Source organism: Streptomyces sp. NRRL F-6676 (genome assembly GCF_000725625.1).
In the GTDB taxonomy this organism is placed as follows: domain Bacteria; phylum Actinomycetota; class Actinomycetes; order Streptomycetales; family Streptomycetaceae; genus Streptomyces.
On record NZ_JOHS01000003.1, the window covers coordinates 123,309 to 142,950 of the forward strand.

Genomic DNA, 19,642 nt, shown 5'->3' on the forward strand with positions numbered 1-19,642 from the left:
GGGCCCTACTCCGTCCGCAGGCCCTCCGGCCGCATCAGGCGGAGCAGCGCCGGCAGGCTCAGTACCGTCACCGCGAGGACGACCCCCGCCCCGACGCCCGTCATCGACACCACGCTGCCCCAGTCCACCCGTATCGGAACCGAGGACATCTTCAGCAGCACCGCGCCCAGCGTCAGCCCGACCGCCGAGGCCAGCACCAGGCCGAGGGCGACGGGGATCGCCGCCTGCCACAGCATCGACAGCGTCAGCGTCCGGCGCCGCGTGCCGAAGGCGACAAGGGCCGACAGCAGCCGCTTGCGCTCCCGCAACTGCTCCAGCTGCGACACCAGCAGGCTCGCCCCGATCAGCGCCAGGACGCAGGTCGCGCCGACGAACAGGCCGGTGCGGATGGCCTCGTACTGGTCGCTGGTCTCCGTCGACTGCCAGGTCCAGGCGTCGGCGAACGGGTCCACCTGGGCGGCCGTGGTCCGTACGTGGTCGACGGCGTCCGGCACCGAGTGGTCCAGCCGGACGTACACCCGGCCGGAGAGCGAGGGCAGCGCCTTGGCGGGCGCGGCCGAGGGGGTGACCAGCAGGCCCCAGACGGTGTTCTGGAGCGCGTCGTGGCGCTGCTTCACCACCGGCAGCTTGTTGGGGACCTTCCAGGCCACCTCGGCGCCCCGCTCCACACCGCTGCTGGACGGGTCGACGTACACCGTGTGGCCGGGCGTCGGCCAGTCGTCCGCGATGCCGGCGCTGGGGTTCGACGTGGACGGCAGGGTGAAGACGTCACCGTCGTGACAGGAGGGGAGCACGGCGATCTCGCGCAGGGAGGCGCACGAGCCGACGGTGATGTCGGTATCGCGCTCGGGGTCCGTGCGCCGATCGCCCAGGGAGCCGACGGACAGCGCCACGGCCGCCGTCACGCCCTTGGTCCGCTGGAACCGCTCCTGGACCTTGCCGCCGAAGGTGTCGACCTTGCTCGCGTTGTTCAGGTCGACCTCCATCTGCGCGCGCATGGGGTCCTTGCCGGTGCTCTTGGTGAAGTCGTCCTGGACGCCCGTGAACAGCATCTGGAGAGCGATCGCCCCGGCCACCGCGACCGCGATCCCGTTGACCATGCGGGCCGCCGTCCCGCTGCTCAACTGCAACCGCCGCACGGCCAGCTGCCAGGCCACCCCGCCCGAGTCCAGCCGCCCGACCACCGCCTCCACGACCCACGGCAGCAGCGCCGTCACGCCGATCAGCAGCAACAGGACGCCGCCGACGACGAGGTACTGGTTGAAGTCGCCGTTGTCGTTGCCCTTGCCGATCATCGGGTAGAGCATCGCCAGACCGGCCACCGGCAGCAGCAGCCGCCACCACAGCCGGCGCCGGGCCGGCTTCGCCGTGCGCACCACGCCGAGCGGTTCGATGACGACGCCCCGCAGCGCGAACAGGGTGACCAGGACCGCCGCCGCCGGCACCGCGAGCGCGACCAGCACGGCGAGCAGCGGCGAGGGCGTGAGGAAGCTCGGGAACACGCTGATGCCGAACAGTTCGATCGAGCCCACGAGTTCCCGGCCGAGCAGGAAGAACCCGGTGCCGAACACCAGCCCGAGCGCGGCCCCGGCCAGCGCCTCGCCGGCCGCGATCCGGCGGGTCATGCCGCCGTCGGAGCCGACCAGCCGCAGCGCCGCGAGCCGCCGGTCGCGCCGCTCGCCGCCGAACCGCACCGCCGCCGCGATGAACACGGCGACCGGCATCAGCAGCACCACGAGGATGACCAGGATGAGCAGCAGCAGGATCGGGGGCATGCCGTCGTCGGCCTGGGCTTCCGCGACCTCGCCGAAGCGGTCGATCCGGCCCACGCTCCCGTCGGCGCCGACGCGCTGCGCGAGGTCGTCGGAGTAGGCGTAGTAGGCGAGTTCGGCCGGGCCGACGAGCCCGGACTCGCCGATCGTGCCGACCGTGCGGTACGGCAGCCGGTCACGCAGCAGCGCACCGTCGTCCGAGGCCAGCAGCTTCTTCAGCGCGGGGGAGACGACCATCTCGCCGGCCTTCGGGAACGCCCCCACCCCCGGCGGCAGCGGTGCCTCGGGGCCCTCGGGCTGGAGCAGCCGCCCGCGGACGTCGGCGTCGCGGAAGCTGGTGTCGACGTGTGCCGAGACCAGGGTGTCGTCGCCGGGCGGGATCTTCTTGGCCGCCACGAACGAGAAGTCGTACCGGGCGTCGTCGCGGTCGTGCCGTGCGCCGAGCACGTTGGGCACCGCGGTGGTGAGCAGCAGCAGCCCCACCCCGAGCCCGACACCGACCGCCGTGAGCAGGGTCCGCGTCCAGCCCTCGCGGCCGCCGGTGACGGCGAACCGTGCGCCCATCGACAGGTCGCGGGCCCAGGTGCGCGCGCTCATACGACCCGCTCCATGTCCCGCGACTTGCCGTCCCGTACGACGATCTCGCGGTCGGAGTAGGCCGCGACCCGCGCCTCGTGCGTCACCAGCACCACGGCGGCGTTGGTGGACCTGGCCGCCTCGGTGAGCAGCTCCATCACCCGCTCGCCGTTGAGCGAGTCCAGGGCGCCGGTCGGCTCGTCGGCGAAGAGCACACGCGGCCCGGTCACCAGCGCGCGGGCCACCGCGACCCGCTGGCCCTGACCGCCGGAGACCTCGCCGGGACGCTTCCTGCCCAGGTCGTCGACCTCGAGCCGTTCCATCCAGCCGAGCGCCGTCCGCTCGGCCTCCTTGCGGGAGGTGCCGTTCAGCCGCAGCGGCAGCGCGACGTTCTCCACGCAGGTCAGCTCCGGCACCAACTGCCCGAACTGGAAGACGAAGCCGAACTCCGAGCGGCGCAGCGCGCTGCGCTGGGCGTCGCTCATCGTGGCGAGCTCGCGCCCGTTGTACTGGATCGAACCGGAGTCGGGGGGCACGATGCCGGCCAGGCAGTGCAGCAGCGTCGACTTGCCGGAGCCGGAGGGACCCATGACGGCGACGACCTCGCCGGGATGGATCGAGAACTCGGCGCCGTCCAGGGCCATCGTGGGGCCGTACGCCTTGCGCAGCTCCTCGGCCGCGAGCAGGGAGCCGGGGGGAGGGGTCATGGGGACACCGCCTGGGCGAGTTTGTCGAGGCGTGCGGCGGTCAGTTCCAGCCACCGCAGATCGGCCTCGAGATGGAAGAGGGCGTGGTCGCAGATGAGCTGGTCGGCGAGGTCGCCGTGGCGCTTGCGGTCGGTGAGGATCCGCATCATCCGCAGGTGCTCGGAGCGCTGGGTGTCCAGGACGTCGGCCGCGTTCCGGTGCGTGAGCAGCGCGAGGACGACCTTGGTGTACAGCACCGACTGGAGGTACGGCTCGGGCTTCTCCGGCGACGCCAGCCACCGCTGTACGTCGGTGATCCCGGCCTCGGTGATGGCGTACCGCTTGCGCTCGGGACCGCCGCCCGCCTCGATGCCGTCGACTTCGACGAGCCCGTTCTTCAGCAGCCGGGACATCGTCGAGTAGACCTGGCCGTAGTGGAGCGGCCGGTCATGACCGAACTTCTCGTCAAAGGCCCGCTTGAGGTCGTAACCATGGCGGGGCCCGGACTCCAGGAGGCCGAGCAACGTGTGACCGATGGACATGCGGAGCACTGTACACACGGGGTATACCCACGGGGTATACACACAGTGTGTAGATCATGGTGGAGGAAGCGAAGCCGCAGGTGGGCCCGCATTGTCACAGTCTCGTGACGGCGCTTTCCGGGCTGGGGTTACTTACCGGCAAGGGGCCACTTCTTAGGGGCGCGGGGAACTGCGCGACAAGCCACAACGGACCCGCAGCCGCCCAAGAAGCCAAGGCCCCGAGCTCTCAGGCGCCGCGCAGCGGAAGGGGGGCTACTCCTCGGAACCGCCAGGTTCCAGGGAGCCCCCACCCGCAGGCCGCCCCCGGCGCCGAATCGGCGCGGCCCCCCGAGGCAACCGCCCCGCCTCCCCCAACGCCCTGCGCAACAGGAACTCGATCTGCGCGTTGGCAGAGCGCAGCTCATCCCCCGCCCACCGCGCCAGCGCCTCGTACACCAGCGGATCCAGCCGGAGCAGAACCTGCTTCCGCTGCTTCGCGGACGCGGAGCCGGACGCGCGAGCGGGTGCCGGCGCGGCCGCCTCCGGCTGCCCCGGCACCCGCTCAGGACGCTCCGCGTCCCCCCGGGACGCGCTCACTGGTACAGCGACCCCGTGTTCAGCACCGGCTGCGGTGCCCGGTCCCCGCACAGCACCACCAGCAGGTTCGACACCATCGCCGCCTTCCGCTCCTCGTCCAGCTCCACGATGTCCTGCTCGGCGATCCGGGCGAGCGCCGCCTCGACCATGCCGACCGCCCCGTCCACGATCTGCCGCCGGGCCGCCACGACCGCGCCCGCCTGCTGCCGCTGGAGCATCGCGGAGGCGATCTCGGGGGCGTACGCGAGGTGGGTGAAGCGGGACTCGACGATCTGGACGCCGGCCGCCTCCACGCGCGCGTGCAGCTCGACGGCGAGCTTCTCGGTGATCTCCTCGGCGTTGCCGCGCAGCGAGAGCCCGCCCTCGTCGTGGGCGTCGTAGGGGTACTCGATGGCGATGTGGCGGACGGCGGCCTCGGTCTGCGTGGCGACGAACTCCACGTAGTTGTCCACCTCGAAGGAGGCCTGGGCGGTGTCGCGGACCTTCCAGACCACGACCGCGGCCAGCTCGATCGGGTTGCCGTAGGCGTCGTTGACCTTCAGGACGGCCGTCTCGTGGTTGCGCACGCGGGTGGAGATCTTGCGGCGCGAGGTGAAGGGGTTGACCCAGCGCAGCCCGTCGTCCCGGATCGTCCCCCGGTACCGCCCGAAGAGCTGGACGACCCGGGCCTCGCCGGGCGCCACCATGTTGAGCCCGCGCATGGCGATGACCGCCGAGAGGGCGACGACGAGGCCGAGGACGATGAGGACGGCCTTGGCGCCGGCCGAGCTGAGGGCGGCGGCGGTCGCGAACAGGGCGACGGCGACCAGCAGTCCCACCAGGCCGAGCAGCAGCGCGAGCCCGCCGCCGATGCTGTGCGCCGGGAACTCCCGCACCCGGGGCGCGGGCATCTCGGGAACGTCGGGCGCGCCGACGGCACCAGGTGCACCGGGCGCGCCGGGCGCGCCGGAGGTGGGCGGTTCAGGTGTGGACGGGTCGTCTGCGGACATGGGATCGGCCCCCGTTCAGAGCGTGTGCGCATGAGCACATGCCTGCTAGCTAAGTGATAACACTTTACCCGTCCGGGCAACCCTTCACCCGCGCCCGCCGTCGGTTTCTTCGGACGGGTGCTGATTGTCACGTCCGATTAGAGGCGGAAGGACCGTATTTGACGGCCCGGTGTCACATCGTGCGGTGTTAGCTTTCGGAGCTGACCTGTGCGACGAACCTGTGTGACCGACGAGAGCGAAGCGGAGCGGATCTACTCATGGGACGAGCGGAAGAGAGACGAGCGCGGCAGCGCGGCGGCCGCCGCGCGGCTCCCCCCAACCGCTCGGCGCAGGGCCGCGAGGCCTCGTCGCCGTCCACGGCGGGTTCGGCGTCGGGTTCGGCAGCGGGCTCGGAGGCGGGCTCCGCGGCGGACGCCCCGGTGGGCGGCCGCGCGGCGGCCCGCCGGGCGGCCAAGGGCCGGGGCAAGGGCGGCCGGGCCGCCAAGACCGCCAAGAACGCAGGGAAGGGCCGCATACGCCGCCTCTTCACCTGGAAGAAGGTCCTCGGCACGTTCCTCGGCGTCTGCCTGCTCGGCATCGGCGCGTTCGTCGTGATGTACATGATGATCCAGATCCCCGAGGGCAACGCCGCCGCCCAGCTCCAGAGCAACATCTACAAGTACAGCGACGGCAAGATGCTCACCCGCAAGGGCGACGTCAACCGCGAGGAAGTGGACCTCTCGGACATCCCGAAGCCGGTCCAGAAGACGTTCGTCGCCGCCGAGAACAAGAGCTTCTACGACGACAACGGCGTCGACTTCAAGGGCACCGCACGCGGTCTGCTCAACACCGTCCGCGGCAGGGGCGCGCAGGGTGGTTCGACCATCACCCAGCAGTACGTCAAGAACTACTACCTGACGCAGGACCAGACGGTCACCCGCAAGCTCAAGGAACTGGTCATCTCGCTGAAGCTGGACCGGGAGAAGTCCAAGGACTACATCCTCGCCGGCTACATCAACACCAGTTACTACGGCCGCGGGGCGTACGGCATCCAGGCCGCCGCGCAGGCGTACTACCGCGTCGACGCCAAGGACCTCAACGTCCAGCAGGGCGCCTACCTCGCCGCGCTGCTCCAGGCGCCGAGCCAGTACGACTGGGCGGTCGCCACCGACACCGGCAAGAAGCTGGTCAAGGCCCGCTGGAACTACGTCCTCGACAACATGGTCGAGGAGGGCTGGCTGGACAAGGGCAAGCGCGACGCGATGACGTTCCCGACGCCGAAGGACCCCAAGGCCGCCCCCGGCATGGAGGGCCAGACCGGCTATCTGGTGAACCTCGCCAACGCGCAGCTCGAGAAGCAGCTCATGAAGGAGCAGAACCTCACCCAGTCCGAGGCGGCGGCGAAGGTCGAGAACCAGGGCTGGACCATCACCCTGAACATCGACAGCAAGAAGCAGGCCAAGCTGGAGAAGGCGGTCAAGTCCCAGCTCACCAGCAAGCTCGCCAAGAAGAAGCGCAAGGTCGACGCCGACGTGCAGGCCGGCGCGGTGTCCGTCGACCCGAAGACCGGCAAGGTCCTCGCGCTGTACGGCGGCATCGACTACGTCAAGCACTTCACCAACAACGCGACGCGCAGGGACTACCAGCCCGCCTCCACCTTCAAGCCCGTGATCCTGGCCGCGGCCCTGGACCGGGGCGCGAAGACCCAGGACGGCAAGGACATCAACTCCACCACGATCTACGACGGCACCAGCAAACGGCCGGTCGTGGGCAGCGCGATCGGCTTCGCCCCGGAGAACGAGGACGACCACGACTACGGCGACATCACCGTGCAGACGGCGATGAACCAGTCCGTCAACTCGGTCTTCGCGCAGATGGGTGTCGACGTCGGCATGGACAACGTGCTGAAGACCGCCGGTGATCTGGGCATGGACACCGACGGCCTGAAGGCGGTCCCCGCCCAGACCCTCGGCTCGATGGGCGCGAGCCCGCTGGAGATGGCCGGCGTCTACGCGACCCTCGACAACCACGGCAAGAAGGTCACCCCGTCGATCCTGAAGTCCGTGGAGCACAAGGACCAGGTGGTCGAGCTGCCGGACCCGATCGGCGACCAGGTCATCAGCAAGGTGGCCGCCGACACGGTGACCTCGGTCCTGACCGGCGTGGTCGACGACGGTACGGCCCGCACCTCGGTCCGCGACAACCCCAAGCGCGACGGCCAGCAGGTGGCGGGCAAGACGGGTACGTCCGACAACAACAAGTCGGCCTGGTTCACCGGCTACACGCCCGGACTGGTGACCTCCGTCGGCCTGTTCGGCGAGAGCGCCAAGAACCACAGCCAGGTGGCGATGTACGGCGCGGGCGGCCTGCCGCGTGTCAACGGCGGTGGCTATCCCGCGCAGATCTGGGCGACGTACACGTTCGACGCGATGGGCGACGTCACCAAGTTCGACCTGGACACCAAGGAGGGCGCGGCGGTCGAGAAGACGAGCTCGCCGACGATGAGCAACTCGCCGTCCAACACCCCGTCCAACACGGCGTCGAGCGAGCCCCCGGAGTCGGAGTCCCCGGACACGACCACGAGCCCTCCGGCAGGCGGCGACGAGGAGACCTCCAAGCCCCCCGCCACCACGTCACCCCCCGCGAGCCCCAGCAACACGGCGTCCAACGGAGGCGGAGGCGACGACGAGGGGGACGACGAGGGCGGCCCGGACAACCTGCTGGGCCAGAACAGAGAGTAAGAAAAACGCAGTTCCCCAGCGCACCGCTTTCAAGGGGCGCGGGGAACTGCGCATCTTTTGGGGGTCCGGGGGCTTGCCCCCGGGGACGGGGAAGGGCAGGGGCGGCGGGGGCGAAACCAATCAAGGCGCACCCCCGCCGGGGGGTCACCCCCGGTTCAGCTCGAACCAGACGACCTTCCCCGTGCTGAGCCGCGTCGCCCCCCACCTCCGCGCCAACCGGTTGACGAGGTACAAGCCCCGCCCCCCTTCGTCCGTCGCCCGCGCCTGCCGCAGCCTCGGCAACTGCGGCACGTCGTCCCCCACCTCGCACCGCAGCACATCCGTCCGCAGCAACCGCAAGGTGATCGGCCGCGACGCGTACCGCACCGCGTTGGTGACGACCTCGCTGACCAGCAGCTCCACCGAGTCGGTCATGTCCTCCAGCCCCCACCGGGACAGCGCCCGCCGGGCCAGCCGCCGGGCGCGGCCCGGCGCGGAGTCCTCGGGCTCCAGGAACCAGTACGCGACATCGCTCGGCGCGATCCCGTCGAACCGGGCGGCGAGCAGCGCGATGTCGTCGTCCCGGTCGCCCGGGCCGAGCATGTCGAGCACCTCGTCGCACAGCGCCTCCAGCGGCGGCGGATGGTCGACGCCGGTGAGCTGCGCGGTCGTCGCGAGCTTCTCGCGCAGCTGCTCGATGCCGGTCCACACGTCCCGCAGCCGGGACTCCACAAGGCCGTCGGTGTAGAGCAGCAGCGTCGCCCCGGCGGGCGCGTCCAGCTCGACGGCCTCGAAGTCGACGCCGCCCACGCCGATCGGGGCGCCCGCGGGCACCCGCAGCACCTCCGCCCGGCCGCCCAGATGCAGCAGCACCGGCGGCGGATGCCCGGCGTTGGCGACGGTGATGCGGTGCGCGACCGGGTCGTAGACCGCGTAGAGGCACGTCGCCATGCGGTCGGTGCCGAGCCGCTGGGCCTGCTCGTCGAGGTGGTGCAGCACCTCCTGCGGCGGCAGGTCGAGCCCGGCGAGGGTCTGCGCGGTGGTGCGCAGCTGGCCCATGATCGCCGCTGAGGTCATGGAGTGGCCCATGACGTCGCCGACGACGAGGGCGACCCGGCTGCCGGGCAGCGGGATCGCGTCGTACCAGTCGCCGCCGACCCGCGCGGTCTCCGCGGCCGGCAGATAGCGCGAGGCCAGCCGTACGCCGGTGCAGCGCGGCAGGTGCTCGGGGAGCATCGTGCGCTGGAGCTCGTCGGCGATGTAGGCCTCGCGGCCGTAGAGGACCGCCTTGTCGATGCCGAGCGCGCTGTGCGTGGCGAGCTGCGCGGCGACCAGCAGGTCGTCCGCCTCGAACGCGGGGCGCTCGGGGCGGCGCAGGAACAGGGCCGCGCCGATCACCCGGCGGCGGCCGCGCAGCGGGGCGAGGATCGCGTGCTGCCCGGGCGGGACGGGGAGGTCGTCGCCGAGGAGTTCGGGCAGCGCGTCGGCGGCGCCGGGGGCGTCGGCGAAGACCGGCCGCACCCCGCGCAGCACCTCGGCGAGCGCGCCGCCGGGGCGCACCTCGCACAGGTCGTTGGTGAGCGTCGCCAGCCCGGAGGACTCCGGTGCGGGCACCGGCAGGATGCCGTCCTCCACGTCCCGCTGCTGCGGGATGCGGTCGGTGCGGCGCAGCCGCAGCAGCAGCGGTCCGGTGGGCCGCTCGTCGCCGACGGGCAGCGGGTCGCGGAGGTAGACGAGGATCGCGTCGGAGAACGTCGGCACGGTGGCCCGGCACAGCCCCATGACGATCTCGTCGAGGTCGATGCCGCGGGCGATCCGGCGGGTCGCGGCGCCGACGAAGCGCAGCCGGTCGCCGTCCCGGCGCATCGGCATCGGGCCGTGCGGCGGCGCCGTCTGCCCCGTGCGGCGCTCCAGGCCGCCGGGCGTGGCGGGGGTGCGCGCCTGGTCGCCGCCGGGCTGTACGGGGATGGAGTCAGGTGTGGGGCGCGGACGGTGCGGTCCGGGCTCCTCGGCGGCCGGCTGGGAGTGCTCGGGGCCGTCGTCGACCGGCAGCGGCGTGCCGGACGGCCGGGACGGGCCGCCCTGGCCGCCGGCCGAGGCCTGCGAAGCCGGTACGGGAGTCACTGGCGTCCCGGGTGCTCCGGCGAGGGGGTCGGCCTCGCCGAACGGGCCGGGCGCGGCGGGGGAGGCGGGGACACGCGGAAGCGCCCCGCGGGGGTCCGCGGGGCCGGCGCCCGGCTGGGGCGCGGGGGCGGCTCCCGGCTGGGGCCGCTCATGGGATGTGGGCTGCTCCGTCACGCGTGTCGAATCCGTCCGTCAGGGGCTGAGCGCCGCGCGTGCAGTTCGTGCCGCAGAATTCCGGATACCCGCGACACCGGCTCGCGGAACAGGGTTCCCGCGTGCTCAGGGGCCGTTCTCGCCACACCACCGTACGACCGGCCGACGCTCCCGCCGGCATCTTCCTCGTACCCCTCGCTCACGTCCTGCCGCCCCTCGGTGACGTATGGTCAGGCCCGGCGCCCGCCGCGCGAGTTGCCGTGGTGCGCCCCTGCGGAGGACGATCCTACGGTTGCGCCTCGGGGGCGCAACAAGGGTCTCATGCGCCCGCGCGCAAGGACATGCGGTCCCGGGCGCGACGTGCGCGCCGGTGTGCGGGTACGGACACACGGGTTCGGGCGCGGCCTGCGCGCCGGTGTGCGGGTACGGACACACGGGTTCGGGCGCGGCCTGCGCGCCGGTGTGCGGGCCCGTGCGGGCCGTCCTCACCGCGCCGCCGGGGCGGGCGTACGGTCCCAGTCGTCCGGCAGCGCCGGGACGGGCCAGGCGGGGTCCGGGCGCCAGTGCTCCCAGCCGTCCGCGAACGGTGCGCCCCACGCCCGCACCACCTCGAGGGCCGCCCGGCCGGCCTCCCGCACCCGGTCGGCGTCCGCCGCGTCCAGCAGACCGTCCCGCAGGGCTTGGGCGAACTCGTCCTCGTCGCGCCAGCCCCAGCTGCGGTCCGGGTAGACGCACAGGTCCAGGAAGTGGTCCTCGGAGTCCACCCCGCCGGACCAGCGGGTCAGCGGCTCCTCCAGATTGACGTACCAGTTCTTGAACCGCCAGCCCGGCTCCCAGAACAGCCACACCGACCAGGGTTCGCCGGGACGGGCCAGCTTGAGCACACCGGTGCCGAACCAGCGGCCGCGGTGGGTGGTGCGGGGCGTGGTGTACCGGGTGGCCAGGGGCTCCAGATGAACGGGCCGGCCGTCCGCGAGGGCCGGCCTGACGCACTCGGTGCCGGCCGCCAGCCAGACGGCGAGCAGTTCCTCGTCGTCCCGCACGACCGTGACGGGCCGGGCGATGTGGACACGGGGCCCGGCGTTCTCGCGGTACCGCCACAGGATGGGCGTCCCGCTCTCCCACCGGGGCACCCCGGCACCCCGTTCCGTCTGCCTCACGGCTCCGTCCTCTGCCATGCGGAAATAGTAGGCGCGCCCCTCAGGGGCGCGGGGCTGTGTCAATCTGCGGCTCCGCCGCGTGGGCGCGACCGAGCCACAACGCACCCGCACCCGCCCCACGACCCACCTCCCCGAGCTCTCCCGAGGTCCAAGGAGCGGAGCCCCCTGAAGGGACGGGAAGGGCAGGGGCGGCGGGGGCGGGAAAACCCGGCCCGGCCACCGCTAGGGACGGGTCATCCGCAGCACATCGAGCGCCTCGTCCAACTGCTCCGCCGTCAGCACCCCCCGCTCGACGTATCCCCCCTCCTCCACGACCTCCCGGATCGTCTTCCGCTCGGCCAGGGACCGCTTGGCGACCTTCGCCGCCTCCTCGTACCCCAGGTACTTGTTCAACGGCGTCACCACCGCCGGCGAGGACTCCGCGTACTCCCGCGCCCGCTCCCGGTGCGCCACGATGCCGTCCACCGTCCGGTCCGCCAGCAGCCGCGCCACGTTCGCCAGCAGCCGCACCGACTCCAGCACGTTCTTCGCGATGACCGGCAGCATCACGTTCAGCTCGAAGTTGCCCGCGGCCCCGGCCGCCGCCACCGTCGCGTCGTTGCCGGTCACCTGCGCCGCGACCATCAGCACGGCCTCGGGAATGACCGGATTCACCTTCCCCGGCATGATCGAGGAGCCCGGTTGCAGATCGGGCAGGCTGATCTCGGCCAGCCCGGTGCGCGGCCCGGACGACATCCACCGCAGATCGTTGGCGATCTTCGTCAGGCCGACGGCGATGGTCCGCAGCTGCCCGCTGGTCTCGACGACGCCGTCCCGCGCGCCCTGCGCCTCGAAGTGGTTGCGCGCCTCGGTGAGCGGCAGCCCGGTGGCGCGGGCGACCTCGGCGATCACGGCGGCGGAGAAGCCGGGCGGGGTGTTGATGCCGGTGCCGACCGCCGTGCCGCCCAGCGGCAGCTCGGCGAGCCGGGGGAGCGAGGCGCTCAGCCGCTCCACCCCGTACCGCACCTGCGCCGCGTACCCGCCGAACTCCTGGCCGAGCGTGACGGGCGTGGCGTCCATCAGATGCGTACGGCCGGACTTCACCACGTCCGCGAACTCCTCGGCCTTGCGCTCCAGCGAGGCTGCCAGGTGTTCGAGCGCGGGGACGAGGTCCCGGGTCACGGCGGCGGTGGCCGCGATGTGCAGGGACGAGGGGAAGACGTCGTTGGACGACTGCGAGGCGTTGACGTGGTCGTTGGGGTGCACGTCCCGGCCCAGCCGCTCGGTGGCGAGGGTGGCGATGACCTCGTTGGTGTTCATGTTCGACGAGGTCCCGGAGCCGGTCTGGAACACGTCGACCGGGAAGTGCTCGTCCCAGCGCCCCTCGGCGACCTCGGCGGCGGCGTCCGCGATCGCCTCCGCGATGTCCCTGTCGACGACCCCGAGCTCCGCGTTCACCTTGGCCGCGGCGCCCTTGATGCGGGCCAGCGCCTCGATGTGGGCGCGCTCGATGCGCTGCCCGGAGACGGGGAAGTTCTCCACGGCCCGCTGGGTCTGCGCCCGCCACTTCGCCCGGGCGGGCACGCGGACCTCGCCCATGGAGTCGTGCTCGATGCGGTAGTCGCGGCCCTCGTCCCGGTCGCTGTCGTCCTGGTTGCCGTCGCCGGCGGTGTGCGTCGTCGTCATCGTCGTCGTACCTCCGAAGAACGTGAGCGTGCGCGGAGCGCGGCGGTATTCCCGGGGAGCATGACGCGGGCGGCGGGGCTCACGCCATCTTGAGCGACTTCACCATCTCGGCGAGGCGGGTGAACGAGGCCGTGCCCGTCACCACCGTCGTCGCGCGCTTGCCGTCCTTGGCGTCCTTGTCCTTGAGGACGAGCGCGTCGTAGCGGCCGCCGGTGTAGTGCTGCCAGGTGCGGCCGTCGATCTCCTGGGTGGTCTCGGTGGCCTCGGAGCCCTGGCTGGCCTCGTCGATGAACAGGGACGCCTTCTGAGTCGACTGCTCGATCGCCACGTATTGACCCTTCGGATCCTGGAAACCCAGGTGCCAGTGGTCGAAGGAGGTGCCGTCGAACCGGACCGAGGTCGCCTTCCAGCTCGCGGGCAGTCCGTCGGGCGCGGCGACGGGATACGAGGCCGCGCGCCGGGCGGTGAGGAGCTCCACGTCGTAGCTCACCCGCTTGACGTCGGGCTTGGAGTCGTCGTGCGGGATGAAGAGGTAGATGACTCCCGCCATCAGCCCGATGAGGGCCAGGGAGAGGATCATGTCCCGGACCGTCTTCTGCTTGCCGTTCGTACCTGCCACGTCTCTATCGTCGCAGGTACCCGGGTCCGCTCATCCGTGGGGCCCCCTGCTCATTCTGCTCACCTGGGGATAGAGTCGGACCCATACCCTCATCCGGCCGTCGTCGTATCAGAAAGGTGCGCTCCGATGACCGAGAACCACCATCATCTGCCGTCCGAGCTCGAGGTTCCCTCCGAGGCGCCCGACCGCAACCTCGCCCTGGAGCTGGTCCGGGTCACCGAGGCCGCGGCCATGGCCGCGGGCCGCTGGGTCGGCCGCGGCGAGAAGAACGGCGCCGACGGCGCGGCCGTGCGCGCGATGCGCACCCTTGTCTCGACCGTCTCGATGAACGGCGTCGTCGTCATCGGTGAAGGCGAGAAGGACGAGGCCCCGATGCTGTTCAACGGGGAGCACGTCGGCGACGGGACCGGCCCCGAGTGCGACATCGCCGTCGACCCGATCGACGGCACCACGCTGACCGCCGGCGGCATGCCCAACGCCATCGCGGTGCTCGCCGCCGCCGACCGCGGCACGATGTTCGACCCGTCCGCCGTCTTCTACATGGACAAGCTGGTCACCGGCCCCGAGGCCGCCGACTACGTCGACATCAACGCCCCCGTGCAGGTCAACATCCGCCGGGTCGCCAAGGCGAAGAACTCCACGCCGGAGGACGTCACCGTCGTCATCCTCGACCGGCCGCGCCACGCGGGCCTGATCGAGGAGGTACGGGCCACCGGCGCGCGCATCAAGCTGATCTCCGACGGCGACGTGGCCGGCTCCATCCTCGCGCTGCGCGAGGGCACCGGCATCGACCTGCTGCTGGGCGTGGGCGGCACACCCGAGGGCATCATCTCGGCCTGTGCGGTCAAATGCCTGGGCGGCACCATCCAGGGCAAGCTCTGGCCCAAGGACGACGGCGAACGGCAGCGGGCCCTCGACGCCGGGCACGACCTGGACCGGGTCCTGACCACCGACGACCTCGTCTCCGGCGAGAACGTCTTCTTCGTCGCCACGGGGATCACCGACGGCGAGCTCCTGCGCGGGGTCCGCTACCGCTCGGAGACGGCCACGACGGACTCCATCGTCATGCGGTCCAAGTCCGGCACGGTGCGGCGGATCGACTCCGTCCACCGCCTGAGCAAACTCCGGGCGTACTCGGCGATCGACTTCGACCGGGGGATGTAGGGAGGAGCGCGGGGCGGGGTCGGCGGGCGGCGCGCCCCGCACTCCGGGGGGGAGTGGGCCGGCCCACTCACCCCGCCGCCGCTATCGTCGCCCCCGCCGCCTTCTTCAGTTCGATGTCGCGCCGGCGACGGCGCGCCAGGACGACCCGGCGCTCCGCGGCGGTCAGTCCGCCCCAGACCCCGTACGGCTCCGGCTGCATCAGTGCGTGCTCCCGGCACTCCACCATCACCGGACAGCGCGCGCACACCCGCTTCGCCGCCTCCTCGCGCGACAGCCGCGCGGCCGTCGGCTCCTTGGACGGTGCGAAGAACAGTCCTGCCTCGTCGCGCCGGCACACGGCCTCCGTGTGCCACGGGGCGTCCTGGTCCCGCCCGGGCCCCCGCTGGGTGGGAACTGCGGCGACCTGAAGGGACGAATGCGGCGGTTGCAGCACGGTCTACTCCTGACGACGGCTTCGCGAGCGAGAGACGATGCAGCAAGCCTTACCCGCTGTGCGTGGGCCTAAGCGTTGGGTTCCGTCTCCGCCGCCCGCCGGTTCAGTGCCCGAGGTGCCGCCGCACCTTCTGGTCGGCCTGCCGCAGCTTGCGGTCCACCTTGCGCTCCCACCCGCCGTCGAGCTTGCGGTCCAGCTTGCGCGAGACCCGGTCCGTCACCCGCTCCAGGATGTCCGCGACCATCCGCCCCCGCCGGGGCTTCGCCTCGACGTTGCCCAGGACCGCCCAGCCGTCCACGAAGACCGCCGGTGCCTGCGGGTCCCCCGAGTCCAGCGGGCTGACCTCGAAGTTGCCCAGCACACCGCCGCCCGTGCCGCGCAGCGACACGTTCTCCGGGACGCGTATCTGCACGTCGCCGAAGACGGATATCGCCTTCACGACGATCTGCTGGTACTCGAACAGCGCCTCGCTCAGGTCGATCTCGACGCTGCCGAAGACCGCGTACGCGTGGATCCGCCGGCCGGCCCGCCAGCGGCCCTTGCGCACCGCGCTGCTGAACACCGCCACCACGTTCTCGTCGGCCTCCGCGGGTATCGCGGCGGAGGGGCGGTACGGCGGCGGGACGGCCGCGCCGGACGGACGGGCGCCGTGCGCGGCGGGCAGGTCCCGTACGAAGGCGTCGAGCTCGCCGACCGTCTTCGCGGCGAGCACGCCCTCGACGCGCTCGGCGTGCTCGTCCGCGGTGAGCCGGCCCTCGGCCAGGGCGTCGCGGAGCATGTCGGCGATGCGGTCCCGGTCGGCGTCCGAGCAGCGCAGCTCGGTCGGCGGCAGGGGCCGGTCGCCGACGGGGGAGTCGGGCCGGGCATCGGTCGGGGCGGGGCTCTTCTTCAGGTCCACGGCAGCAGCGTACCGAAACGCGATAGATCGCGACTAGCCCCCGTCGGAACCTGTGGAAAACTCCCGCCCGGCCGGGAGGCGAGCGGTCGGTGGGCGCGAAGTGAGCCTTACCTCACAACCTCCCCCTCACCGGCAGGTTCTACGCTGGTGGACGCTGCCAATGGAGGCTGGCCGCCGTCGCTGAGGAAGCCCGCGGCGCGTCACGTCGAGTGAGGAATGGGCGAGAATGCCTGAGTTCGCGTACACCGATCTGCTCCCCATGGGAGAGGACACCACCCCCTACCGGCTGGTGACCTCCGAGGGTGTCTCCACCTTCGAGGCCGACGGGCGAACGTTCCTCAAGGTCGAGCCGGAGGCCCTGCGCAAGCTCGCCGAAGAGGCGATCCACGACATCCAGCACTATCTGCGCCCGGCCCACCTCGCCCAGCTGCGCCGCATCATCGACGACCCCGAGGCGTCCGGCAACGACAAGTTCGTCGCCCTGGACCTGCTGAAGAACGCCAACATCGCCGCCGCCGGCGTGCTGCCCATGTGCCAGGACACCGGCACCGCGATCGTCATGGGCAAGCGCGGCCAGAACGTGCTCACCGAGGGCGGTGACGAGGCGGCCCTGTCCCGGGGCATCTACGACGCCTACCACAACCTCAATCTGCGCTACTCCCAGATGGCCCCGCTGACCATGTGGGAGGAGAAGAACACCGGCTCCAACCTGCCCGCCCAGATCGAGCTGTACGCGACCGACGGCGGCGCCTACAAGTTCCTGTTCATGGCCAAGGGCGGCGGCAGCGCCAACAAGTCGTTCCTCTACCAGGAGACCAAGGCGGTCCTCAACGAGGGCTCCATGATGAAGTTCCTGGAGGAGAAGATCCGTTCGCTCGGCACGGCCGCCTGCCCGCCGTACCACCTGGCGATCGTCGTCGGCGGCACGAGCGCCGAGTACGCCCTGAAGACCGCCAAGTACGCCTCCGCGCACTACCTCGACGAGATCCCCGCCGAGGGCTCCCCGCTCGGCCACGGCTTCCGCGACAAGGAGCTGGAGGAGAAGGTCTTCGAGCTGACGCAGAAGATCGGCATCGGTGCCCAGTTCGGCGGCAAGTACTTCTGCCACGACGTCCGCGTCGTCCGGCTGCCCCGGCACGGCGCCTCCTGCCCCGTCGCCATCGCCGTCTCCTGCTCCGCCGACCGCCAGGCCGTCGCCAAGATCACCGCCGAGGGCGTCTTCCTGGAGCAGCTGGAGACCGACCCGGCGCGCTTCCTGCCGGAGACCACCGACGCGCACCTGGAGGAGTCCGGTGACGTCGTCAGGATCGACCTCAACCAGCCGATGGACGACATCCTCGCCGAGCTGACCAAGTACCCGGTCAAGACCCGGCTGTCGCTCTCCGGCCCGCTCGTCGTGGCCCGCGACATCGCCCACGCCAAGATCAAGGAGCGGCTGGACGCGGGCGAGGAGATGCCGCAGTACCTCAAGGACCACCCGGTCTACTACGCCGGCCCGGCCAAGACCCCCGAGGGCTACGCCTCCGGCTCCTTCGGTCCGACCACGGCCGGCCGCATGGACTCCTATGTCGAGCAGTTCCAGGCGGCGGGCGGCTCCAAGGTCATGCTCGCCAAGGGCAACCGCAGCAAGCAGGTCACCGACGCGTGCGAGGCGCACGGCGGCTTCTACCTCGGCTCCATCGGCGGCCCGGCCGCCCGGCTCGCCCAGGACTGCATCAAGAAGGTCGAGGTCGTCGAGTACGAGGAGCTCGGCATGGAGGCGGTCTGGAAGATCGAGGTCGAGGACTTCCCGGCGTTCATCGTCGTCGACGACAAGGGCAACGACTTCTTCCAGGCCCCCGCCGAGCCGCCCACGTTCACGAGCATCCCGGTACGGGGCCCGGGACTGGCCTGAGCCCTGAGGGGGGAGGGGCTGTCCCCTTCTCCCGCCCGGCCGTACGAACCCGTGGCGGGCCGGAGGCTGGGGGCAGGCCCGCTCCGCTACTCCTCGCCCTCCTCCTTCTCCTCCTCCGCGAGCGCCGCGTCCAGGCGCTCGCGGGCGCCCTCCAGCCAGGTGCGGCACACCTTCGCCAGTTCCTCCCCGCGCTCCCACAGAGCCAGGGACTCCTCCAGCGTCGTGCCCCCCGCCTCCAGCCGCCGGACGACCTCGATCAGCTCGTCCCGCGCCTGCTCGTAGCCGAGCGCCTCGTTCCTCTTCTTCCCGGCGTCCTTGGCCGTGCCGGTGTCCGTGCTGGTCATGCGCTCACTTCCCGCCGTCGCTGTCCGACTGCTTCCCGTGGTTCCCCACCCGTACGGAGAACTCGCCCTCCGCCACCCGCGCCCGTAGCCGCTCGTCCGCCGTGACCTCGTGCGCGGCGCGCACCACATGCCCGTCGGCCCGCTGCAACACCGCGTACCCGCGCTTGAGCGTCGCTGCCGGGGACAGCGCCACCACGCGCGCGTGGGTGTGCGACAGCTCCGACTCCGCGCGGTCCAGCAGATGCCCGAGCGTGCGCCGGGAGCGGTCGGTCAGCGAGGCGATGTGGTCGGCCCGCTCGTCCACCATCCGGTGCGGGTCCTCCATGCAGGGGCGCGCCAGCGCGTGCGCGAGCCCCCGCTCCTCCCGTTCGACGAACGCGTGTGCGCACCGCCGGGCCCGGTCGCGCAGCCCGCGCACCTTCTCCAGCTCCTCGCCGACGTCCGGTACGACCTTCTTCGCCGCGTCGGTCGGGGTGGAGGCGCGCAGGTCGGCCACGTAGTCCAGGAGCGGGGTGTCCGGTTCGTGGCCGATGGCCGAGACCACGGGCGTACGGCAGTCCGCGACCGTCCGTACGAGCTGCTCGTCGGAGAACGGCAGCAGGTCCTCCACGCTGCCGCCGCCGCGCGCCACGACGATCACGTCCACCTCCTCGTGCGCGTCGAGTTCCTTGACGGCCTGGACGACCTGGGGCACCGCGTGCACGCCCTGCACCGGTACGTTGCGCACCTCGAAGCGGACGGCGGGCCAGCGGTGCCGGGCGTTCTCCAGGACGTCCCGCTCGGCGGCCGAGGCCCGCCCGCACACCAGCCCGATCAGCTGGGGCAGGAAGGGCAGCGGCTTCTTGCGGCCGGGCGTGAACAGGCCCTCGGCGGCGAGGGACTTCTTCAGCTGTTCGAGCCGCGCCAGCAGCTCGCCCACGCCCACCGGCCGTATCTCGGCGGCCCGCAGCGAGAGCTGCCCGCGCGGCGCGTACCACTCGGGTTTCGCGTGGACGACGACACGGGCGCCCTCGCTCACCACGTCGGCCACGGCGTCGAACACCTGGCGGTAGCAGGTGACGCCGACGGAGATGTCGTGCGACGGGTCGCGCAGGGTCAGGAACACGACTCCGGCGCCCGGCCGACGCGAGAGCTGGGTGATCTGACCCTCCACCCAGACCGCGCCGAGCCGGTCGATCCACCCCCCGATGAGCCGCGACACCTGCCCCACGGGCAGCGGAGTGTCGGCGGACGTGTTGACAGCCATGCGCCGAGCGTAACGGCCGGGTACGACAACGCCTGCGCCGTAGGGGGCGCCCGGGCGCCCCCGTCCGCGTCCGTCCACCCCCGGCGGCTCCCGGGCCCCTCG

General features: G+C 71.9%; 16 protein-coding genes. 3 read left to right on the forward strand and 13 right to left on the reverse strand.

All coding sequences use genetic code 11. The features are described from left to right. Window positions 1–5: 5 nt before the first annotated feature. The 5 genes from IO29_RS03950 to IO29_RS03970 all read right to left on the reverse strand — a co-directional run bounded on the left by IO29_RS03950 (window position 6) and on the right by IO29_RS03970 (window position 5,141). Window positions 6–2,369: an ABC transporter permease gene (locus IO29_RS03950; protein ID WP_030378834.1), complete on the reverse strand. Its 2,364-nt coding sequence runs from the start codon at window positions 2,367–2,369 to the stop codon at window positions 6–8. Next, complete coding sequence (locus IO29_RS03955) at window positions 2,366–3,055, reverse strand: ABC transporter ATP-binding protein (RefSeq protein ID WP_030378833.1); 690 nt, start codon at window positions 3,053–3,055, stop codon at window positions 2,366–2,368. Before IO29_RS03955 ends, IO29_RS03950 begins: the two co-directional genes overlap by 4 nt. After that, entirely contained in the window at window positions 3,052–3,576 is a 525-nt protein-coding gene (locus IO29_RS03960) for a PadR family transcriptional regulator (RefSeq protein ID WP_030378832.1), read from the reverse strand. The genes IO29_RS03955 and IO29_RS03960 overlap by 4 nt, the downstream gene beginning before the upstream one ends. A gap of 252 nt (window positions 3,577–3,828) precedes the next feature. Next, entirely contained in the window at window positions 3,829–4,113 is a 285-nt protein-coding gene (locus tag IO29_RS39245) for a type II toxin-antitoxin system antitoxin (RefSeq protein WP_030378831.1), read from the reverse strand. A 35-nt stretch (window positions 4,114–4,148) separates the two neighbouring features. Beyond that, window positions 4,149–5,141: an SPFH domain-containing protein gene (locus IO29_RS03970; protein ID WP_030378830.1), complete on the reverse strand. Its 993-nt coding sequence runs from the start codon at window positions 5,139–5,141 to the stop codon at window positions 4,149–4,151. A 257-nt stretch (window positions 5,142–5,398) separates the two neighbouring features. Here IO29_RS03970 and IO29_RS03975 point away from each other — a divergent pair, with 257 nt between their 5' ends. Beyond that, window positions 5,399–7,861: a transglycosylase domain-containing protein gene (locus IO29_RS03975; RefSeq protein WP_030993907.1), complete on the forward strand. Its 2,463-nt coding sequence runs from the start codon at window positions 5,399–5,401 to the stop codon at window positions 7,859–7,861. Between the two features lie 144 nt (window positions 7,862–8,005). On the opposite strand, the gene IO29_RS03980 is transcribed toward IO29_RS03975, so the two are convergent. From IO29_RS03980 to IO29_RS03995, 4 genes are all read right to left on the reverse strand, one after another. After that, the gene (locus IO29_RS03980; protein WP_030378828.1) at window positions 8,006–10,138 is read right to left on the reverse strand and encodes a SpoIIE family protein phosphatase; all 2,133 of its coding nucleotides are present in this window, start codon (window positions 10,136–10,138) and stop codon (window positions 8,006–8,008) included. 464 nt (window positions 10,139–10,602) lie between these two features. Then, the gene (locus tag IO29_RS03985; protein ID WP_030378827.1) at window positions 10,603–11,295 is read right to left on the reverse strand and encodes a cytidylyl-2-hydroxypropylphosphonate hydrolase; all 693 of its coding nucleotides are present in this window, start codon (window positions 11,293–11,295) and stop codon (window positions 10,603–10,605) included. Between the two features lie 204 nt (window positions 11,296–11,499). Beyond that, window positions 11,500–12,942: a class II fumarate hydratase gene (locus IO29_RS03990; RefSeq protein ID WP_078618180.1), complete on the reverse strand. Its 1,443-nt coding sequence runs from the start codon at window positions 12,940–12,942 to the stop codon at window positions 11,500–11,502. A 79-nt stretch (window positions 12,943–13,021) separates the two neighbouring features. Then, window positions 13,022–13,561, reverse strand: a complete 540-nt coding sequence (locus IO29_RS03995) for a DUF4245 domain-containing protein (protein ID WP_030378825.1) — start codon at window positions 13,559–13,561, stop codon at window positions 13,022–13,024. A gap of 126 nt (window positions 13,562–13,687) precedes the next feature. Between IO29_RS03995 and glpX the strand changes: the two genes are divergently transcribed. Continuing rightward, window positions 13,688–14,725 carry a class II fructose-bisphosphatase gene (glpX, locus tag IO29_RS04000; RefSeq protein WP_030378824.1) on the forward strand — a complete coding sequence of 346 codons (1,038 nt, stop codon included), beginning with the start codon at window positions 13,688–13,690 and terminating at the stop codon, window positions 14,723–14,725. Window positions 14,726–14,792: 67 nt separating this feature from the next. On the opposite strand, the gene IO29_RS04005 is transcribed toward glpX, so the two are convergent. Continuing rightward, window positions 14,793–15,158 carry a WhiB family transcriptional regulator gene (locus tag IO29_RS04005; protein WP_030378823.1) on the reverse strand — a complete coding sequence of 122 codons (366 nt, stop codon included), beginning with the start codon at window positions 15,156–15,158 and terminating at the stop codon, window positions 14,793–14,795. A gap of 103 nt (window positions 15,159–15,261) precedes the next feature. Further along, window positions 15,262–16,056, reverse strand: a complete 795-nt coding sequence (locus IO29_RS04010) for a DUF1707 SHOCT-like domain-containing protein (RefSeq protein ID WP_030378822.1) — start codon at window positions 16,054–16,056, stop codon at window positions 15,262–15,264. A 226-nt stretch (window positions 16,057–16,282) separates the two neighbouring features. Between IO29_RS04010 and IO29_RS04015 the strand changes: the two genes are divergently transcribed. Then, a complete protein-coding gene (locus IO29_RS04015) occupies window positions 16,283–17,950 on the forward strand; it encodes a fumarate hydratase (RefSeq protein ID WP_030378821.1) in 1,668 nt (555 codons plus the stop codon). 86 nt (window positions 17,951–18,036) lie between these two features. Here the strand turns inward: IO29_RS04015 and IO29_RS04020 are convergent, their stop codons facing one another. Together IO29_RS04020 and xseA are read right to left on the reverse strand one after the other, a co-directional pair. Continuing rightward, the gene (locus IO29_RS04020; protein WP_030378820.1) at window positions 18,037–18,294 is read right to left on the reverse strand and encodes an exodeoxyribonuclease VII small subunit; all 258 of its coding nucleotides are present in this window, start codon (window positions 18,292–18,294) and stop codon (window positions 18,037–18,039) included. Between the two features lie 4 nt (window positions 18,295–18,298). After that, entirely contained in the window at window positions 18,299–19,540 is a 1,242-nt protein-coding gene (xseA, locus tag IO29_RS04025) for an exodeoxyribonuclease VII large subunit (RefSeq protein WP_030378819.1), read from the reverse strand. Window positions 19,541–19,642: the final 102 nt, after the last annotated feature.

Bases quoted from the DNA above. Each gene is read 5' to 3' on its own strand.
- IO29_RS03950 (WP_030378834.1), bottom strand. From the start codon at position 2,369: ATGAGCGCGCGCACCTGGGCCCGCGACCTGTCGATGGGCGCACGGTTC.
- IO29_RS03955 (WP_030378833.1), bottom strand. From the start codon at position 3,055: ATGACCCCTCCCCCCGGCTCCCTGCTCGCGGCCGAGGAGCTGCGCAAG.
- IO29_RS03960 (WP_030378832.1), bottom strand. From the start codon at position 3,576: ATGTCCATCGGTCACACGTTGCTCGGCCTCCTGGAGTCCGGGCCCCGC.
- IO29_RS03970 (WP_030378830.1), bottom strand. From the start codon at position 5,141: ATGTCCGCAGACGACCCGTCCACACCTGAACCGCCCACCTCCGGCGCG.
- IO29_RS03975 (WP_030993907.1), top strand. From the start codon at position 5,399: ATGGGACGAGCGGAAGAGAGACGAGCGCGGCAGCGCGGCGGCCGCCGC.
- IO29_RS03985 (WP_030378827.1), bottom strand. From the start codon at position 11,295: ATGGCAGAGGACGGAGCCGTGAGGCAGACGGAACGGGGTGCCGGGGTG.
- IO29_RS03990 (WP_078618180.1), bottom strand. From the start codon at position 12,942: ATGACGACGACGCACACCGCCGGCGACGGCAACCAGGACGACAGCGAC.
- glpX (WP_030378824.1), top strand. From the start codon at position 13,688: ATGACCGAGAACCACCATCATCTGCCGTCCGAGCTCGAGGTTCCCTCC.
- IO29_RS04015 (WP_030378821.1), top strand. From the start codon at position 16,283: ATGCCTGAGTTCGCGTACACCGATCTGCTCCCCATGGGAGAGGACACC.
- IO29_RS04020 (WP_030378820.1), bottom strand. From the start codon at position 18,294: ATGACCAGCACGGACACCGGCACGGCCAAGGACGCCGGGAAGAAGAGG.
- xseA (WP_030378819.1), bottom strand. From the start codon at position 19,540: ATGGCTGTCAACACGTCCGCCGACACTCCGCTGCCCGTGGGGCAGGTG.